This is a genomic window from Kluyvera sichuanensis (genome assembly GCF_014218705.1).
Classification (GTDB): Bacteria; Pseudomonadota; Gammaproteobacteria; order Enterobacterales; family Enterobacteriaceae; genus Kluyvera; species Kluyvera sichuanensis.
Genome location: NZ_JABBJF010000015.1, coordinates 26,611 through 44,731, shown reverse-complemented (window position 1 = coordinate 44,731; position 18,121 = coordinate 26,611). Strand labels below are relative to the sequence as shown.

Sequence of the window (18,121 nt, the reverse complement as noted above, 5' to 3'; positions counted from 1 at the left end):
AATGTGGCGGAGCAAAAGACATTGACGCACTGGAGATAGCCCACCAAAATCCTTTGTCAATGATAACCAGAGCCTGAGATGAAGTCCTGAAAGCCCGCATGGCGTAAGCCTGGCGGGCTTTTTTGTATCTGCAATTTAACTCAAGAAGCCTGAAGTTTACAGGCACATTAGCCGGTAACTCATAAGCAGAAGTTCGCGCAGCAGCGAGCATTGCCACCCGCTAGAGGTAAGGTGTTGAGGACTCACCCAGATGAGGGCCAAAGCCTTGCATCACCAGATGTCTTGTCCTCAACAAGTAGACATTTACGACCCCATCAATTTCGCAAACCAGAACTTACACACCCCACTACGCACATTCCAGTGCTTAGCCGGTTTATCTTTATATTGCTCATAAATTTTATCTAGGTTGTCGCTACCCGATAGTTTCAGATCCAGCGGCACTTCCACTACGCCCTGGTAAGGGATGGCAACATAATGCTTTCCAGCCTCAGGAATAAACGCGGTTTGCGTGACAATCTGACGGCCGCTTGAGTTATCCATCACATAGAGAGTCCAGTACTGTTCCGGGCGAAGTCGGCTTTCGTAAAAACGGTGAACTTTGCCGGCCATAAGGTTATTGCTGATATAAATAAGTTCCTGATCTTTATAGCAATCACCTTCTTTGGCAAAACGCTGAAAATAAACCAGCCCTTGATGTTGGTCGTTGAGTTGGGTGTACACAACAGCCGCATCCTGCCCGGTATAGGGCTCGTAGCGTTTTGTGCCTAAGGGCCCCGGAGCACAAGCCGTTACCAGAAATGCCAAACCAATTACTATCCCAGAATATAAATGACGCCCCATAACCTCGTTAAAGTCGTATTTTCTAATTTGCGGTTTAGGATATCGACAACGAAAAATGTTGCCTAATCATTTGTAAGGTTAGCTCCAAACAATAGGGGGTAAATAGTGTGGGTTCAGAAAGTGCTTAAGAAAGGACAGCTGCAGATAACCCCGACAACCTCTCAAGGATACCTGCTAACTGTAAAGCAAAGCTCAGAAAGGAACGGCTGTACTACCAGCCGCAGACGTTAGTCTCTTCATCCGACTCATACCCGCGAACGATGTTCACCAGATCTTTCACCGCATCAGCGGCAACGGTCGGGTCCTGCAGCTCGCTCAGCTGGGCAAACTCTTTATCCACCGACACACCGTTATTATTATTGGTGACGGTGAGCAAGAAACCTTTACCCTGCGCATTATCAGAAGAGAGCAGAGAAATAAGCTCGGCGACGGCCTGTACGGCAATATCAGGAACATAAAGCGCCATCGGTTTCAGATAGACTTTTTCCTGTTTCTCTTTGTTATTGCCATTAATAACCGCTAAGGAATACCCTTTATTTTCACTGTTCATCAGTTCAGTTTCATCCTTCTATCAAAATCTTAGGATCGACATAGAAATCAACGTTAAATACGGTGTCGTCGCTTAATGCTTCAATACGGTGCCATTTCTCAGCCGGGAAAACGCCAAACTGCCCGGCTTCGATGGTCATCGTCTCAACGGGTTCCGGGCTGGTCTCATCGGCATAACCATAATAGCGTATCGCCCCCTGCATTACCGCCAGACGTGGGAACACGCCCTGTCGCGTACCGGCATCAAGATGGCGCTTCCAGATGGATGCGGGCGCGGTTTCTTTGGTCCACAACGGCGTGGTACGGGTATGAACGTAATGGGTGGGGATGATGATTCGCTGCATGATTCTGCCTCTCTTTCCACGCGTTCAGGCGCGGTCTGGAATGGGAAAATATGTTGCATATCTTATACCCCTTTTAATCATTCCGTGTATTGTTTTTTAATCTTGTAGTGCTACACCTCTTTTCTACCCAATAAGGATTAGCTAATTTTGTAAAAACTCAAAGATATAAATTCCATGAGGAATATGACTGCATGGAATAAATAGACAATAAACAATCAGATGATATTAAATAATAGCTCGACGATTATTGTTGTGGAACTTATTATGAACAAATCCCACAACATTAAGAACGATTGTAGAAGCAACCTAATTCGTATTGGAAACCTCAGGAATAAAAATAGCGTTGATAATTTTTGTAGATTGTAACACTGCCTTAAGCGCCATTCTTAGTGGAGAGAACAGTTCATGTTCTACGGGGAAATTCCCATTTTCGAGCCAACACGCCTTAAGTAGAGTTTGATCTATCGTGACAGGATAAAAATAGCCACCTTTATCTTGTTCAACAAATCCTAGCCCCCTAAGTTTTGAGCGGTAAAATTCCGGTGCATTACTCACATGACTGGCAATATTTTTAGCATTACCAAAGTATCCATGATTTATTTTTAGCTCAAAACCAAATTTCCCTTTCTCTGTTCCCGTTCCAGTGAGAATAGCTAATAAAAAATCATTACCTTCACTTACCGTTACACAATCTGCAAACCAGCATTTACAGTTATCACCCTCAATCACCCAATCCGGGTGCGCTAACCAAAAATATCCCTTCTGTTCATAGTTTATTTTTCCAACCCAGTTATTATCTTTCACAAACCGATCAATGCAACGGTCCATACTCTTAAAGAAAGCAGGGCTTAAATGTTGTTCGAAGTAAACAACAGCTTCATTAAACATTTTTAGTTGTGAAAGAATCAATGTACCCGCCTGACGTTCAGGATCACTATGTTGACTCATGACAATTCCCTTTCATTAGAAAGTACTAATACGCTTAAGAAAACAAAATGCAGCGTGTGCAGCACTTTGATGTGAGGTTGAAGATTGGCCTCCGGCCACAAGAGCCTGATAATGCTCTTGTAAAGAGAAAGCAAGAGCGGCTGCAAGCTGCTGCCATGAGATACATGGGACATCTTCTGGTTTAAACGAAGCCCCCATGGTTAGAGGTCTGCCTCCATGGGGAGTTAAAAAGATAACAGCCCACGGACGAGATTTGGGCCCCAGTTTGGCACGTATTTTTGCATCAGTGCAGTATCGCTCAATTTGCCCCTGTTGCTCTTTGGCATCAATTTTAACTTCAATAAGAAGAAAAAAATTATCTGCATCAATTTCAATATCGACACGATTTGTATTATCCCCAAGAGGATTCGTTTCAACCAATACCCGACAATATTGAGTATAATCTTCAGGTATATCAGTTTTTGTCTGACAAATTAATTCAAGTAATGTTTTTAGAGGCACTCTACCAAATCCATGAGTCCCCTCTGGGTCAAGAATCCATGCAAGTACAGAAGTATTACGTACTTCTTTACGACCCAATTCCGCAACCTCCCAGGGATCAAAAAAAAGAGCTCGATGTTGAACTGTCTTTAGTGATAAAGAAAGTTGATTAAAAAACTCTGCCAACTTCATTGAATCAATATTTGTCTTATCTGACTCATCTCCAGGCACTAACTGACTATCAGGCCATTGCTGAAAAAATATCGGTAGCCATTCAACCAGCGAATAATGACTCTGTTCCATCAAATATCCCATTTATAAAAAGACAAAAAATTAACAATCCGGCAGAGAAAAGCACTTCACCACTTCTCCATTGCGCATTTCTACCAGCATCCGGGTTGGCGATGAGGGAGTATCCAGCATATTTTTCTGGATCTTCCCAATAGCCTTATGCGCAACTTCAATCGAAGCTATATGCTGTTTAAGATGACTGTTTGCCCATTTACGTAGTAAGACTTTATTCGCCAGTGTCGTATTAGTCTGTTCTGTAATGGCGCTGATACCATCAATTCGCTGATGCATCTGCTGTTCCACTCGCTCGATCGCGCGATTGAAGTCAGCATAATGATCATCTATCGACTGATGTCGGCGCTGCACCAACATGCTCTCCACTCCAATATGGCTTAGCAGATGTAAGGCCTGCCCACGCACTTTCATCGTTAAATCCCATTCAACAATCCGTTCATCGAGAATTTTTTGCTGCTCCAGAATTTTACTGGTGATATCTGCACTGCCAAAAAAAGCGTTATCTTTTAAGGAATAAACCTTTTCACCGATAGCGACAATATCCTTCCGTAGGTGGTCTTGCACCGATATTGAACGTTTTTCGATATCTTCCAACCCTTGCCGATAATCCACAGAAGACTGCCTAGCCCTCACCACCGGGGTTATTTGTTTCAGGTATTCGATAAAACTAATTATCTCGGAATGGCGAGCCGTATTCTGAAAAATGGAAACCTCACGGATCGTCTCGGAGATCTGCATTAATTTATGGCTGATATCTGCCAGGTGCTTTTGAGCCAGTACTGCAGAGGCAACATTCAGCAAAAGACTAGCGTTAACCAAACGATGAAGGTTATCGGGACTAAGTAGAACCGCATGCTCTTTAATACCGTTCGCGCCCATGCTGAACCCACGGTAGCCAGCCCCCCCTTTCACGCTTGCCAGAGCCCCCTCTATCACCACCTCCATATAATGGTGATTAGCCAGATGAACTGATGTGACGAGAGAGGGAAGCGTCTGCAGGAGCGGACTCAGCGGTGAGATGCCAGTAACATCGTGTTGTGGTAGGGTTTCCACATTCTTGACAGCCGATATAGCGAGTGAGGATACCGTCAGTACCGGGAGTCTCTCTTCATTCTCAAAAACCCAGCGGCGATCATAATTCTGGATGGTCGTCATTACCGATGGCTGCGATTCGCTGAGCCGGAGGTTGCGTGATTTTTTTAGTCGGATCCAAGCAATTTGCACCACACAGGGCAGCGTGACGCGAAATGCCGGGTTGGAAATATCATACGCGGTATATAAGCTAGTTAATGCCAGTCCAACGGGGCCAGTCACGAAACCAAGCACTCGTCCAAGACCAAGCCCTGCCACTAGCCTCAAAGCGCTTCCTCCAGCGACCTGTGCCAGTCCGCTTGCCACCACTGCCGCTTTCTGCAAAGCTGGAATGTCCATTTGCGACAGCTTATCCAGGCTGACGTTGGTGTAGATCCCTGTATCGTTCAGAACCTGGCGGCGCACTTCATCTGACATCGTGCTCCATGACGAGGTGAATACCGCATCAACAATCAGCGCTTCCTTCTCTTCCAGCGAAGAGGTTTCTGAGGCTTTAATTTTCAAGTGGCTAGCAACATCGTTGACAATATCACTATATCGCGCACCGTTCCGGCGCAACAGATTCGCGAAGGTATTACCGCCGAAGTGTTGAAGTTCACGCACCAGCAAACGCAACGTATCCTCATCAACGGTATCGCTCTTTTTGGTATCCTGCAGTACAGCTTTAACACTCTCTGACTGCGAAAAATCAAATTTTCCGTCCGTTGTAATGTAATCGAGCAGCGGATCAATATCGTCCTTCTCAGCATGCAGCAACAGAGCGACTAACGCGTCATCGCCCCTAATATCAATCTCACTCATTACACGCCCTCTCTAAAACAGAATGCGATAAGAATACCCTTATCAGAGTTATTTTAAGAGCAAGCGCAGCTAATTTTTTGCCTGGAGACGATGACGTTTCTCCCGTCTAATACACTCGGCAACACAATAAGTCACATTCCCGTAATCAATTAATGATCCCCTCTCCTTCCAGTATCGCGACCCCAGCCAAACAACCTACTCTATCGCAAACCAACAACATTAACCACTTAATTATGCTCAATATTGTGGTGATCAAAGTCACATTTCACTGCCCTATCGCCGGCATAAATTGACGCAAATCAAAGATGCATTTTATTTATACCTTCCACGCTGGACCTGTTTCTGCTGATGTGCAAATGTAATTGATAGTTATTATCATTATCATATTCATTTGTAGGGATACCGATGCTGCATTCCATTACCCGAGGGTCCTTCGTACTCTCCGCGCTGGCGCTCTGCGTCTCCAGCGCGGCCTCTGCCGCCACATCTTCTGAAACACCACACAAAACCAGCAAGGAAGAGACGCTGGTGGTGACCGCCAATCGTTCAGAAAGCTCGCTCTGGAACAGTCCGGCAACCATTCAGGTTATCGACCATCAGACGCTGCAAAACTCCACCAGCACCTCAATTGCCGACGATCTGCAGGATATTCCCGGCGTAGAGATTACCGATAACGCGCTCGCCGGGCGCAAGCAGATCCGCATTCGCGGTGAAGCCTCTTCCCGCGTACTGATCCTGATAGACGGTCAGGAGGTCACCTACCAGCGCGCCGGGCAAAACTACGGCGCCGGGCTGCTGATTGATGAATCGGCGCTGGAGCGCATCGAAGTGGTCAAAGGCCCCTACTCGGTGCTGTACGGCTCGCAGGCCATCGGCGGCGTGGTTAACTTTATCACCAAAAAAGGCGGCGATAAGCCGATCGCCGGGACGGTGAAAGCGGTCTATAACTCCGCCACGGCGGGCTGGGAAGAGTCGGCGGCGGCCTGGGGCAGCATTGGTCAGTTTGATTATCGTATTAACGGCAGCTATTCCGATCAGGGCGATCGCGATACGCCGGACGGCCGTCTGCCGAATACCCATTTCCGCAACAACAGCCAGGGAATCTGGCTCGGCTACAACCTGGATAACCAGCATTTCGGGCTGTCGCTCGACCGCTACAAGCTCTCGACCCAAACCTATTACGAAGACCCGGACGGCGAATACGATGCCTTTAGCGTCAAGCTGCCGAAGCTGGAGCGGGAAAAGGTTGGTCTGTTCTACGACGTAGATGTCGACGGTGATTATCTGAAGAAAATTCATCTCGATGCCTACGAGCAAACCATCGCCCGTCAGTTTGAAAACGAGGTGCTGACGTCGGCTATTCATAACCAGACCAAAACCAACGATAAGCAGTACACCCAGGGCGTAACGCTACAGAGCAACTTCTCGCTGCCTGCCAATAATGAGTTGGTCGTCGGCACGCAGTACCAGCGCGATCGCGTATCTCAGACTACCAACGGTTCAACCACCCCGCAGTCGATGCCGATGGAGATCCGAACTCGCGCCTATAACGAGTCAGAGCAGAGCAATACCTCGCTGTTCGCCCAAAATGACTGGCATTTTGCCGATAACTGGACCTGGACGCTTGGTGCGCGCCAGTACTGGCTGTCGTCAAAACTCACCCGCGGTGACTCAAACACCACCATGAACGGCGTCACCAAAGACACCTCTATCGGCGCGCAGTCAACGAGTGACAATGCGTTGGTCAGCGCCACCAGCCTGCGCTACTCGGGCTTCGACAATATCGAACTGCGGGCCGCGTTCGCCCAGGGCTACGTCTTCCCGACGCTAACGCAGCTGTTTTCACAAACCGCCGCGGGCGGTGGGACAACCTACGGCAACGCCAACCTGGAAGCGGAACACTCTAACAACTATGAACTGGGTGCCCGCTACAACGGCAATCTCTGGCTGGTCGATGGCGCGGTCTACTACTCGCAGGCGAAGGACTATATCGCCACCGTCGCCTGCTCCGGCCAGGCTATCTGCAACGGTGCGACCAACTCATCGCGCAGTAGCTACTACTACGACAACATTGACCGCGCCAACACCTGGGGCATGGAGTTGAGCGCTGAATATAACGGCTGGGTTGTTTCACCGTACGTCAGCGGCAACCTGATCCACCGCGAATATGAAACCCCGGCGGGGAAAACCACCAATACCGGCGAGCCCGCCATTAACGGCCGCGTCGGGGTGAAACACACGCTCATGCTCAATGCGGCAAACGTCACTTCCGATCTCTTTATCCGCGCGGCCTCCAGCGCCAAAGACGATACCGGTACGGAAGAGACCCGCACGCCTGGCTGGGCCACGCTGAACCTGGCGGTGAACACCGAATTCGGTGCCAACGATCAGTATCAGGTCAACCTGGCGCTCAACAACCTGACCGATAAACGCTACCGCACGGCGCATGAATCCATTCCGGCGGCGGGTTTTAACGCGGCGGTCGGCTTTGCATGGAACTTCTGATGATGAAAAAACTGGCTATCGGATTACTGGCGCTGGTCACCGTGTTCAGCGCTCAGGCGGCTGACCGCATCGTGGTGGCCGGCGGTTCGCTCAGCGAGCTGATTTACGCACTAGGCGCGGGCAGCCAGGTGGTCGGGGTGGATGAAACCACCTCGTACCCGCCGGAAACCGCCGCGCTGCAGCACATCGGTTACTGGAAGCAGCTCAGCAGCGAAGGCATTTTATCGCTGCACCCAAACCGCTTTATCACCTGGCAGGACGCGGGTCCGCAGCTGGTGTTTGACCAGCTGCGCAGCCAGCACATCGACGTGCTCACCCTGCCGCGAGTCCCCGCCACCGTCGAGCAGATGTACGCCAATATCCACACGCTTGCCAGCGCTCTGGGGCGTGAGGACAGCGGCACCGCCCTGGTGGGTAACATTCGCCAGCGGCTGGAAAAGGTCGCGCAGAGCAGCGCCAGTAAACCGGCGCCGGTGAACGCGCTGTTTATTCTCAGCGCGGGCGGCAGCGCCCCTCAGGTAGCAGGGAAAGGCAGCGTTGCCGATGCCATCATGACGCTCGCCGGTGCCCGCAACGCGGCTCAGCACCCGCAGTACCGTAGCTACAGCGCGGAAGCGCTGATTGCCGCCAACCCGGAGGTGATTATCGTCACCGCGCAAATGGTCAACGGCGATCTTAACCGCCTGAGCGCGATCGCCGGGATCATCCGCACCAACGCGTGGAAAAACCAGCGCATCGTCGTTATCGATCAGGCCCTGATCCTCGGCATGGGCCCGCGCGTCGCCGACGCGGTTGAAACGCTGCACCGCCAGTTCTGGCCACACTAAAGGATGTTGAAAGACCGATGATGTTGAATACCCCTATCGACCTGGATTTAACCCCGCACTTTGCGCTGGAGGGCGGCCAGCCCTTTAAAGACCGCCGGGCGACGATGCCCTGGCGCGGCGCGGTGCCTATCGCCAAAGAACAGCTTGAGCAAACCTGGCAGGAGGTGCTGAACCACGCCGCGCCGCCGCGTAAGCGCCTGCTGTATCTGCACATTCCGTTTTGCGCCACCCACTGCACCTTCTGCGGCTTTTACCAGAACCGCTATGAAGAGGATCACTGCGCGCGTTACACCGACGCGCTGCTGCGTGAAATCGAAATGGAGGCCGACAGCGTGCTGCACCAGTCCGCGCCTATTCACGCGGTCTATTTCGGCGGCGGCACGCCGTCGGCGCTGTCAGCCCGCGATCTGGCACGCATTATCACCACCCTGCGCGAACGCCTGCCGCTGGCACCGGACTGTGAAATCACCATTGAAGGTCGGGTGCTGAACTTCGACGATGCGCGAATCGACGCCTGTCTGGACGCTGGCGCGAACCGCTTCTCCATCGGCATTCAGTCATTTAACAGCAAAATTCGTAAGAAGATGGCCCGTACCTCCGATGGCCCCACCGCCATCGCCTTTATGGAAGGGCTGGTCAAGCGCGACCGCGCGGCGGTGGTCTGCGATCTGTTGTTTGGTCTGCCCGGCCAGAACGCCGCGCTGTGGGGCGAAGACCTGGCAATCGCCCGCGATATTGGCCTCGACGGCGTCGACCTTTATGCTCTCAACCTGCTGCCTAACACGCCGCTCGGCAAAGCGGTTGAGAACGGGCGTACCAGCGTGCCGCAGCCCGCCGAACGCCGTGACCTCTATCTTCAGGGCTGCGACTTTATGGATCAGGCTGGCTGGCGCTGCATTAGCAACAGCCACTGGGCACGCACCACCCGCGAGCGCAATCTCTACAATTTACTGATTAAACAGGGCGCAGACTGCCTGGCGCTGGGCTCCGGCGCGGGCGGCTCCGTCAACGGCTATTCGTGGATGGTCGAGCGCAACCTCAATACCTGGCACGACGCCATCGCCGCAGGCAAAAAGCCGCTGATGATGATGATGCGTACCGCCGAGCGCGGCTTCCAGTGGCGGCACCTGCTGCAGTCTGGCGTAGAAACCGCTCGCGTGCCGCTGGATGCACTGACTCCACACGCCGCGAAACTCGCCCCGCTGCTGGCGCAATGGCACCGCGCCGGGCTGACGCGCGACGACTCAACCTGCCTGCGTCTGACCAACGAAGGACGCTTCTGGGCAAGCAACATTTTGCAGTCTCTTGATGAACTTATTCAGGCACTTAACGCACCGCGCATTGCGGTTGAAACCCAATAACAGGAGTTAACGATGAGCAACGTATCCCTACAGGACTTTTTAAAAACCGAGCCTGACGGCACGCTGGAAGCGATCGCCAGCCAGTACCACACCACGCTGCTGGAGGTGGTAAAAAACCTGCCATCCCACACGCTGGTGACAGGCGACAAGTTTGATACCGTGTGGGACACCGTCGCGGAATGGGGCAAAGTCACAACGCTCGTACACACCGCCGATGTGATTCTGGAATTCACCGGCGAACTGCCGTCCGGCTTCCACCGCCACGGCTACTTCAACCTGCGCGGCAAGAAGGGCATGACCGGGCATATCAAGGCAGAAAACTGCACCCACATTGCCCTGGTAGAACGCAAATTTATGGCGATGGATACCGCCTCAATCCTGTTCTTTAACGCCGCAGGCAGCGCAATGTTTAAAATTTTCCTCGGCCGCGACGACCATCGTCAGCTGCTGAGCGAGCAGGTTGACGCCTTCCGTACCCTCGCCGCCGTGCTGAAGGGAGAGGCATGATGACCCCGTGGTTAATGTTTGGCGCGGGCGGTAAAGGCGTCGGTGCGCTCACGGCCGAACTGGCACTGGCAGAAAAACGCCCGGTGGTCGCGCTGGTGCGCAACCCAGAGGCCGCCGCACGGCTGGAAGCGCTGGGCGCACAGGTTTTTATTGGCGATGCCTGCGACGCTGACATGGTCGCCAGGGCCTGTCTGGCCGCCGGTGAAACGGCAACGGTTATCTCCACCATGGGCGGCGCGCAGGATTATCTCGCCCACCGCACGGTGATTGATGAAGCCGAAAAAGCGGGCATTCGCCGGATGATTCTGGTGACCTAACTCGGCTGCGGCGACAGCTGGCCGTTCCTCTCACCGCGTGCCAAAGCGGCGTTTGGTCAAGCCGTGCGTGAAAAAAGCCTGGCGGAAAGCTGGCTGCAAACCAGCACGCTGGACTACGCCATTCTGCGCCCTGCCGGGCTGCTTAGCGGTGAGGCGACCGGTAACGCACTGCGCGTGCAGCAACAGGAAGTCCACGGATTTGTGCAGCGCGCGGACGTCGCGGCGCATATTCAGGCGTTAGCCAGCGCCCCGGCGCTCGACCAGCAGATTTACAGCCTGGTTGAGCCGGGCCTCAAACCGGCGTAATTCCCCTGCGGCGCGGTACATCGCGCCGCATCGATGTAACGGAGCTTTGCGTGTTCAAGGATTCACTCTCTTCTTTCAGCGTTTTTATCGGCCTGCTGCTGATGCTGGCGACGCTCGTGCTGGTCGGTGCCAGCCAGGGGGCGCTAAAAATCACCTTTGCCTCGTTGCAGGATGCGCACTACCGCGACATCTGGCTCAACATTCGTCTTCCGCGCGTGCTGCTGGCGGTGCTGGTTGGCGGCGCGCTGGCTACCGCCGGGGTGATCATGCAGGGGCTATTTCGTAACCCGATGGCCGACCCCGGTCTGTTAGGGGTGAGCAGCGGCTCGGCGCTGATGGTTGGTGTCGCCATTATCTTCCCCGTTTCGCTCCCCGCGGCTTTTCTGCTGTACGAACAGATGATTTTCGCCGTCGTCGGCAGCCTGGTGGTGTGCGCCGTGATCTTCCTGATTAGCCTGCGCCACCAGCACGGCGGCATGATCCAGCTGCTGCTGGCGGGGATCGCCATCAACGCGCTCTGCGGCGCGGCGATCAGCATCCTGAGCTACGTCGGCGATGAACAGCAGTTGCGTCAGCTGACCCTATGGATGATGGGCAGCCTGGGGCAGGCGCAGTGGCCTACGCTGCTGGTTGCCGCCTCGTTTGCACTGCCAGCGATGATCGCCACCGCCTGGCTTGCCACCACGCTGAACCTGCTGCAACTGGGCGATGAAGAGGCGCACTACCTCGGCGTGAACGTCAAGCGAAAACGCCAACTGCTGCTGTTGCTCAGCTCCCTGCTGGTGGGCGCTGCGGTGTCGGTAAGCGGCGTGATTGGCTTTATCGGCCTGGTCATTCCGCATCTTATCCGCATGACCATCGGCGCCGACCACCGCTGGCTGCTGCCCTGCTCAACGCTGGCCGGAGCCTGCCTTCTGCTGGTTGCGGATACCCTGGCGCGCACGCTGGTACAGCCCGCTGAAATGCCGGTCGGCCTGCTCACCAGCCTGATTGGCGGCCCCTATTTTCTTTGGCTGATCCTGCGGACACGGAGAGCACTATGATTGAAGCCCGGAATCTCACCTACAGCATCAACGGCCGTCGCCTGACCCATAACGTTTCGCTAACGCTTCCCGGCGCAGAGATAGTCGCTATTCTTGGCCCCAACGGCGCGGGCAAATCCACCCTATTGCGCCAGCTGACCGGTTACCTGAAACCCGATAGCGGCACCTGCTCGATGTTTGGCAAAGCGCTGGAGGAGTGGCCGACGGAGACGTTAGCCCGCACTCGCGCGGTGATGCGCCAGAACCAGGATATGGCGTTTCCCTTTAGCGTGATGGAGGTGATCCGCATGGGCCGCCACCCGCATCGCAGCAGCAACCCGCGCGATGAGACGGAGCACATTATGGCGCTATGCGGCTGCCGTGAACTGGCCGCCCGCGATTATCGCCATCTCTCCGGCGGCGAACAGCAGCGGGTACAGCTGGCGCGCCTGCTGGTGCAGCTTTGGGAGCCGGAACCCACGCCAAAGTGGCTGTTTCTCGACGAGCCCACCTCGGCGCTGGATATTCACCACCAGCAGCAGTTGTTCCGCCTGCTGCGCGAGCTGGTGCAGCTGCGGCAGTTTAACGTCTGCTGCGTACTGCACGACCTCAACCTTGCCGCACGCTACGCCGACCGTATCGTGCTGCTGGAAAAAGGCCAGGTTGTCGATAACGGCACACCGCAGGAAGTGCTGACAGAATCCGCGCTGCGTAACCTCTATCAAGCGGAAGTCGCCGTGACCCGAACCCGCGATGACGCCCCGCTGATCGTACTGGAAAGATGATGATTCACAGGCGGTTTAGCGCACTCGCCAAAACCGCCTATTGGAACACGATGATTCAATTACAGTTTATTCCTAAAGCCTCATCCAAACGTCTGTGCCATCCTTTCTAACGCTCACAAACTGATGAGGATTTGTTATGAAAAAAACAACAATTGCACTTTCAGCGCTTCTGCTGGCTTCCCCTGTTTTCGCAGCGACCACACACGCCACCGACGACACGGTTGCCCAGGCACAGGCAAACGCGAATACCGCGAAAGAAAAACTGCATCAGGCACAGAACCAGGGTGAAGAGCTTAAGCTGAAATCTAAGCACGCCACCGAAGGTAAGAGCGACAGCGTAGGTAGTCAGGTGAGCGAAGGCGCTCAGAAAACCTGGCATAAAACCAAAGAAGGGACCGAAAAAGGGTGGGATGCCACCAAAGAAGGCGCCCAGAAAGGCTGGAATAAAACCAAAGATGTTTCCCAGAAAGGGTGGGACGCCACTAAAGAAGGGGCGCAGAAAGGCTGGGATAAAACCAAAGACGGTGCCGCTGAGCTTGAGAAAAAAGTCAGCGAATAACAATACGTTACTAAGTCAAAAAAAGCCGCTAATGCGGCTTTTTTTATGCCTGTCATAACAACGCTACACATCTGCCTCCCGTTTTACCTACCACTCGCTATGTATTGACATATATAACGACATTCCCCATGATATTCGTCATACAAATAATAATAGCTGTTCCCCTCATGCGTAGATGGTAACCCGGTTACCACCAGTCTTTCGGCTAACACACTGAATTTAAAAATGTTCGATAATAAAACAATACCGCTCGCTTCGGGGCTCCTGGCATTCTCGTGCCTGGCGATGTCGCAATCTGGCTATGCGGAGGACACCATGGTGGTCTCTGCCAGCGCTGCCGATAACAGCAGCGCGCAGGAGCCACCGGCTTCAGAGAAGCAGGCCACTTTAGGTAGTCTGGGTAAACGGACGGTGATGGATGTTCCCTGGTCAGTTCAGACCCTCTCCTCGCCGCTTATCAACGAGCAGCAGCTCAAAAGCGTCAAAGATGTCTATCGTTATATGCCTTCCGTACAGGGTGACGGGGTTCGCCCACAAACCCGCGGCATGCAGGGCAGCGTGGTGCAGAACCATATGATTGATGGCCTGAACGCCGTCTCCACCACCGAATATCCGGCCGAGCAGTTCCAGAGCGTTGAAGTGCTGAGCGGCCTGGCGGGCTCGCTGTACGGCCCGGCGAACCCGGCGGGGATGTTTAACCTGGTCTCCAAACGCCCGACGGATACCCCGCTGCACCGCGTGACCGTCGGCGGCAGCACCGGCAACGGCACGCTGACCTCAATGGACTTTAGCGGCCCGATCGATGACGGCGACCGCGTGAAATACCGCCTCAACCTGCTCAACGACGAAGGCCACGGTTACACCAGCGGCAGCCACAAACGTCGTCAGTATGCCGGTCTTGGCCTCGACTTCCAGCTCACTGATAAAACGGTGCTCGAGAGCAACTTCAGCTACTATCACTACTACGAAAAAGGCATGCCGGGTTCCTTCGCGCTGGCAAAAGGGGTGCATTTCCCTTCCCCGCTCGACCCGACCAAAGCGCAGTACGGCCAGAGCTATGCTGGTAACGATGATGAAACCAGCACCGCCAGCCTGCACCTGAAGCATGACTTTGACGGCAACTGGCTGTTGGACGTCGGCGTGCTGCGTCAGATTGCCGACCGCGAATCCACCACCGTCACCAATACCCTGACCGATAATCATGGCAGCTACACCACCACGACCTCCGACTCCGCCGCCAGCCGCTTTACCATCAACAGCTATATGGCGAACCTGACCGGCAGCGTCGACACCGGCTGGCTGACCCACGACATCAGCACCGGGGTGCGCGGCTTCGTGTGGAAAAACTATAACCCGGTCGACGGCGGCACCTTTACGCTGGGTAAATCCTCACTGGATCAACACCCGGTCTACCCACGTCCGCCGTATCCAGACTTTAATAAGCGCTATCAATCAGCGACCACCACCCAGCATGCTTTCCTGCTGAGCGACACCCTGCACTTCAGCCCGCAGTGGAGCCTGCTGCTTTCGGGTAGCGAAAACCTGTTTACGGTCAGCAACTACAACAAGACCGGCTCACAGACCAGCGACAAAAAAGATAACGGCGCCAGCGGTTCGGCCAGCCTGATGTACAAACCTATCGATAACATCACGCTCTACACCACCTGGGCTGACAGCATGCAGCAGGGCGATACCGCGCCGAGCGGCGCAAACAACGCCGGGCAGATCCTCGACCCGTACCGCAGCCATCAGGTGGAAGTGGGCGCGAAATATGCCCCAATGCGCGACCTGATGCTCTCCGCGGCGCTGTTCCAGGCGAAGCGTCCTTTCGCGTATACCAATGACAGCGGCGATTTCGCCCAGGACGGCACGCAGAAAAACCGCGGGCTGGAGCTGATGGCCGACGGCCACGTCACCCATAACCTACGCCTGTTCGGCGGCGCGACCTGGCTTGATCCACGCCTGCACGACACCAAAGACGCCAGCGCCGACGGCAAACAGGTGGTCGGCGTACCGCGCTTCACCGCAAGTATGCTGGCGGTTTACAGCATTGAGCAGCTACCGGGCGTCGATGTGGATACCAACGTGCGCTACGTTGGCCGCCGCGCGACCGATAACGCCAATGACAGCTGGGTAGGCAGCTACACCACGGTTGATGCCGGGGCAAGCTATGCCACCCGAATGTACAACACCCCCGTGACCTTCCGTCTGGATGTCACCAACCTGACTAACCGCCGCTACTGGACCAACGTGGTTCCGGGCGCATTAACCGGTTATACCGGCGCAGGCAACGCCAGCGCTCAGCTTGGAGCACCGCGAGAGGCTCAACTCTCTATGCAGATTGATTTTTAAGGAGTAAGTAGATGAAACGTCGCCAAGCGTGGTTACTCTGCGCCTGGCTGGCTTTCCCCGCCCTGGCTTCCCGCCAGGTCGTGGATGATGCCGGTCATACCGTTACCGTTCCCGACCAGGTGAACACCATCGCCGACGGCTGGTTTGCGCACCACTCGGTGCTGATGACCCTAGGGGCGGGCAGTAAAATCGTCGCCACCGTCAACCATCCGGAAAGCCAGCCGTGGATGTTCAAAATCGCGCCGACGTTGAATCAGGCTCTGCAGGTTCGCGGTACCGCATTTAATCCCGAAAGCCTGTTGGCTAAAAAGGTGGACGTGGTGTTCACCTCTGCGGGCAATGATAAAGCGGAGAGCTACCGCCAGGCAGGGCTGCCTACGCTACAAATGGCCTTTACCGACTATCCATCGCTGATGAAATCGGTCACCACCACCGCCGAGGTGTTGGGTACCGACGACGCGCGGGCGAGGGCAAAGGCCTATAACCAGTATCTGCAAACCACCATTGATACCGTACAAAGCAAAATGCGCGGGCTGACCGCCGAACAGCGGCCCAGCGTGCTGCATATTCAGTCGCTGAAGCCGCTGAAGGTGGACGGCAGCCAGACGCTGATTGATACCTGGATTCACCTCGCCGGGGGTAAAAATGCGGCGGCGGAGATTCAGGGCAATATGAAAGAGGTGTCGCCGGAGCGGGTGCTTACCTGGCAACCGGACGTGATTATTCTCGGGGCAAACAGCGGGCAGATTGCCGACTCACCTTACGCGGCGCTGTTCTCGGAGCTCAAGGCGGTGAAAAACGGCAAGGTGCTGCAAAACCCGGCCGGGGTATTCCCGTGGGATCGTTACGGCACCGAAAGCGCACTGCAGATCCAGTGGGCGGCGCTGATGCTGCACCCTGCCAGTTTCCCTGGGGTGGATATGGCGAAGGTGACGCAGGATTTCTATCAGCGCTTCTTTGATTACACACTCAGTGACGATGAGACGCAGCGGATTTTGCACGCGCAGAAGCCTGCGCAGTAGTGATGTCTTTTCCCCCTCACCCTAACCCTCTCCTCAAAGGGGCGAGGGGACCGAACTGTGCGGTTTTCTCCCTCTCCCCATCCTCAGTTATAAATAAGCGTAAACGTCGCCATACTGTTCGCCATCCCCGCACTCACCACGCTGCCGGTCTGCACATACTGGGCGGTATAGTTAATGCGCTCGGCGTTAGCGGCCTGGCTTGCCTTCACCGTTTTCAGCAGAGGCAGATTAGCCGCTTCGTTGATACGTACCGCCGTCCCCGCAGCCGGGGCGGGCGCGCCGTTGTTGCCGTAGCTCAGCTTCACGCCGACGCCGCCAGCCGCGCCGCTCATCTGCGTAATCGCCAGCGTATCCGGGAATGCCGGGTCGGCTTCCTGACCAAAAAAGCCAATGCGCACATCGGTAGGTTGGGAACAGTAAACCGGGATCGCAAAGTTTTGCGCGGTGCCACCGGTGGTATTCACCCCCTTAAACTCCGTTTTATTCACCGCACCCAACTTCACGTTGATGGTCGGCGTGGTCACCTGACAACTGCCACTGGCGCCGATATCCACGTTCAGCGCCGAGAGCCCCAGAAAGGTCGGCGATGTACTGGTCGTGCCGTTGACCGCCGAGGATCGCTGCTCCACAAACAGTTTGCCAACCTGCGGCTGGGCGTTCACGTTGGTGTGGTTGCCACCGGACAGATTCACATCGCCGGTTTTGTAGAAAGTGACGTAGGCTTTAATCACGATCTCTTTTTGCGTCAGCAGCGCCGGCAGATCATCGCTGTCGCAAATCGTCGCCGAGTGACTTCCTGCCGGAGAACTACTGCCGTCGATATAGTGCACCGCACCGCCGTTGCACTGAAAGCCCAACGAATAGCCAAGCCCCGAAAGCTGAGTGGCGAAAATATGCACCCCGTTGACGGCCAACGCCGAGCCCGAGGTATCCATCTGCTGATAAACCACCCGCTTCCAGTCCGCGGCGGGCAGTTGGAGATCGCAGGTAAATCGCACCCCGCTGCCGTTGTCGGCCATAGAGTGTGACATCTGCGAGTTCACCGGTAGCGTGGGCAGATACTGTATGTTCTGGGTATTGATCGTCATATCGCCGATGGTATTACTGCAGCTTTCCGCCCACACGCGCGGGCAGCCGCAGGCCACAACCAGCAGAATAAACAGGCGGATAACGACGTGGCTTCTGCACATAGGTACAC

The 18,121-nt window shown here is 54.7% G+C and carries 16 protein-coding genes and 1 pseudogene; 10 read left to right on the top strand and 7 right to left on the bottom strand.

The window, feature by feature from the left end:
• Positions 1 to 303: 303 nt before the first annotated feature.
• From HII27_RS15500 to HII27_RS15475, 6 genes are all read right to left on the bottom strand, one after another.
• Positions 304 to 840 carry a hypothetical protein gene (locus tag HII27_RS15500; protein ID WP_185668738.1) on the bottom strand — a complete coding sequence of 179 codons (537 nt, stop codon included), beginning with the start codon at positions 838 to 840 and terminating at the stop codon, positions 304 to 306.
• A 211-nt stretch (positions 841 to 1,051) separates the two neighbouring features.
• Positions 1,052 to 1,390: a DUF1869 domain-containing protein gene (locus HII27_RS15495; protein WP_185668737.1), complete on the bottom strand. Its 339-nt coding sequence runs from the start codon at positions 1,388 to 1,390 to the stop codon at positions 1,052 to 1,054.
• Between the two features lie 10 nt (positions 1,391 to 1,400).
• The gene (locus HII27_RS15490) at positions 1,401 to 1,733 is read right to left on the bottom strand and encodes a DUF1971 domain-containing protein (protein ID WP_185668736.1); all 333 of its coding nucleotides are present in this window, start codon (positions 1,731 to 1,733) and stop codon (positions 1,401 to 1,403) included.
• 306 nt (positions 1,734 to 2,039) lie between these two features.
• Positions 2,040 to 2,681: a hypothetical protein gene (locus HII27_RS15485; RefSeq protein WP_185668735.1), complete on the bottom strand. Its 642-nt coding sequence runs from the start codon at positions 2,679 to 2,681 to the stop codon at positions 2,040 to 2,042.
• Positions 2,682 to 2,696: 15 nt separating this feature from the next.
• A complete protein-coding gene (locus HII27_RS15480; RefSeq protein ID WP_185668734.1) occupies positions 2,697 to 3,464 on the bottom strand; it encodes a PDDEXK-like family protein in 768 nt (255 codons plus the stop codon).
• Between the two features lie 30 nt (positions 3,465 to 3,494).
• Positions 3,495 to 5,360 (bottom strand): hypothetical protein, encoded by a 1,866-nt coding sequence (locus HII27_RS15475; RefSeq protein WP_185668733.1) that lies wholly within the window; start codon positions 5,358 to 5,360, stop codon positions 3,495 to 3,497.
• A gap of 405 nt (positions 5,361 to 5,765) precedes the next feature.
• Here HII27_RS15475 and HII27_RS15470 point away from each other — a divergent pair, with 405 nt between their 5' ends.
• From HII27_RS15470 to HII27_RS15425, 10 genes and pseudogenes are all read left to right on the top strand, one after another.
• Positions 5,766 to 7,865, top strand: a complete 2,100-nt coding sequence (locus HII27_RS15470; protein ID WP_185668732.1) for a TonB-dependent receptor — start codon at positions 5,766 to 5,768, stop codon at positions 7,863 to 7,865.
• Positions 7,866 to 7,867: 2 nt separating this feature from the next.
• Positions 7,868 to 8,692 (top strand): heme/hemin ABC transporter substrate-binding protein, encoded by an 825-nt coding sequence (locus HII27_RS15465; RefSeq protein ID WP_185668778.1) that lies wholly within the window; start codon positions 7,868 to 7,870, stop codon positions 8,690 to 8,692.
• 23 nt (positions 8,693 to 8,715) lie between these two features.
• A complete protein-coding gene (gene hutW / locus HII27_RS15460) occupies positions 8,716 to 10,053 on the top strand; it encodes a heme anaerobic degradation radical SAM methyltransferase ChuW/HutW (protein ID WP_185668777.1) in 1,338 nt (445 codons plus the stop codon).
• Between the two features lie 12 nt (positions 10,054 to 10,065).
• The gene (gene hutX / locus HII27_RS15455; RefSeq protein WP_185668731.1) at positions 10,066 to 10,560 is read left to right on the top strand and encodes a heme utilization cystosolic carrier protein HutX; all 495 of its coding nucleotides are present in this window, start codon (positions 10,066 to 10,068) and stop codon (positions 10,558 to 10,560) included.
• Positions 10,560 to 11,183: pseudogene (gene chuY, locus HII27_RS15450) on the top strand (anaerobilin reductase). The gene hutX and the pseudogene chuY overlap by 1 nt, the downstream one beginning before the upstream one ends.
• A 50-nt stretch (positions 11,184 to 11,233) precedes the next feature.
• Positions 11,234 to 12,226: a FecCD family ABC transporter permease gene (locus HII27_RS15445; RefSeq protein WP_317983856.1), complete on the top strand. Its 993-nt coding sequence runs from the start codon at positions 11,234 to 11,236 to the stop codon at positions 12,224 to 12,226.
• Positions 12,223 to 12,990, top strand: coding sequence for a heme ABC transporter ATP-binding protein (locus HII27_RS15440; RefSeq protein WP_185668730.1), 768 nt, complete (start codon positions 12,223 to 12,225; stop codon positions 12,988 to 12,990). Before HII27_RS15445 ends, HII27_RS15440 begins: the two co-directional genes overlap by 4 nt.
• A 136-nt stretch (positions 12,991 to 13,126) precedes the next feature.
• Positions 13,127 to 13,549: a hypothetical protein gene (locus HII27_RS15435; protein WP_185668729.1), complete on the top strand. Its 423-nt coding sequence runs from the start codon at positions 13,127 to 13,129 to the stop codon at positions 13,547 to 13,549.
• A 225-nt stretch (positions 13,550 to 13,774) separates the two neighbouring features.
• Complete coding sequence (locus HII27_RS15430) at positions 13,775 to 15,901, top strand: TonB-dependent receptor (RefSeq protein ID WP_185668728.1); 2,127 nt, start codon at positions 13,775 to 13,777, stop codon at positions 15,899 to 15,901.
• Between the two features lie 11 nt (positions 15,902 to 15,912).
• Positions 15,913 to 16,923 carry an ABC transporter substrate-binding protein gene (locus tag HII27_RS15425; RefSeq protein ID WP_185668727.1) on the top strand — a complete coding sequence of 337 codons (1,011 nt, stop codon included), beginning with the start codon at positions 15,913 to 15,915 and terminating at the stop codon, positions 16,921 to 16,923.
• A gap of 83 nt (positions 16,924 to 17,006) precedes the next feature.
• Here HII27_RS15425 and HII27_RS15420 read toward each other — a convergent pair whose 3' ends face one another.
• A complete protein-coding gene (locus HII27_RS15420; protein ID WP_185668726.1) occupies positions 17,007 to 18,113 on the bottom strand; it encodes a fimbrial protein in 1,107 nt (368 codons plus the stop codon).
• Between the last annotated feature and the right edge of the window lie 8 nt (positions 18,114 to 18,121).

Bases quoted from the DNA above. Each gene is read 5' to 3' on its own strand.
- HII27_RS15495 (WP_185668737.1), bottom strand. From the start codon at position 1,390: ATGAACAGTGAAAATAAAGGGTATTCCTTAGCGGTTATTAATGGCAAT.
- HII27_RS15465 (WP_185668778.1), top strand. From the start codon at position 7,868: ATGAAAAAACTGGCTATCGGATTACTGGCGCTGGTCACCGTGTTCAGC.
- HII27_RS15480 (WP_185668734.1), bottom strand. From the start codon at position 3,464: ATGGAACAGAGTCATTATTCGCTGGTTGAATGGCTACCGATATTTTTT.
- HII27_RS15470 (WP_185668732.1), top strand. From the start codon at position 5,766: ATGCTGCATTCCATTACCCGAGGGTCCTTCGTACTCTCCGCGCTGGCG.
- HII27_RS15485 (WP_185668735.1), bottom strand. From the start codon at position 2,681: ATGAGTCAACATAGTGATCCTGAACGTCAGGCGGGTACATTGATTCTT.
- HII27_RS15430 (WP_185668728.1), top strand. From the start codon at position 13,775: ATGTTCGATAATAAAACAATACCGCTCGCTTCGGGGCTCCTGGCATTC.
- HII27_RS15435 (WP_185668729.1), top strand. From the start codon at position 13,127: ATGAAAAAAACAACAATTGCACTTTCAGCGCTTCTGCTGGCTTCCCCT.
- HII27_RS15500 (WP_185668738.1), bottom strand. From the start codon at position 840: ATGGGGCGTCATTTATATTCTGGGATAGTAATTGGTTTGGCATTTCTG.
- HII27_RS15490 (WP_185668736.1), bottom strand. From the start codon at position 1,733: ATGCAGCGAATCATCATCCCCACCCATTACGTTCATACCCGTACCACG.
- HII27_RS15440 (WP_185668730.1), top strand. From the start codon at position 12,223: ATGATTGAAGCCCGGAATCTCACCTACAGCATCAACGGCCGTCGCCTG.
- HII27_RS15475 (WP_185668733.1), bottom strand. From the start codon at position 5,360: ATGAGTGAGATTGATATTAGGGGCGATGACGCGTTAGTCGCTCTGTTG.
- hutX (WP_185668731.1), top strand. From the start codon at position 10,066: ATGAGCAACGTATCCCTACAGGACTTTTTAAAAACCGAGCCTGACGGC.
- HII27_RS15425 (WP_185668727.1), top strand. From the start codon at position 15,913: ATGAAACGTCGCCAAGCGTGGTTACTCTGCGCCTGGCTGGCTTTCCCC.
- HII27_RS15420 (WP_185668726.1), bottom strand. From the start codon at position 18,113: ATGTGCAGAAGCCACGTCGTTATCCGCCTGTTTATTCTGCTGGTTGTG.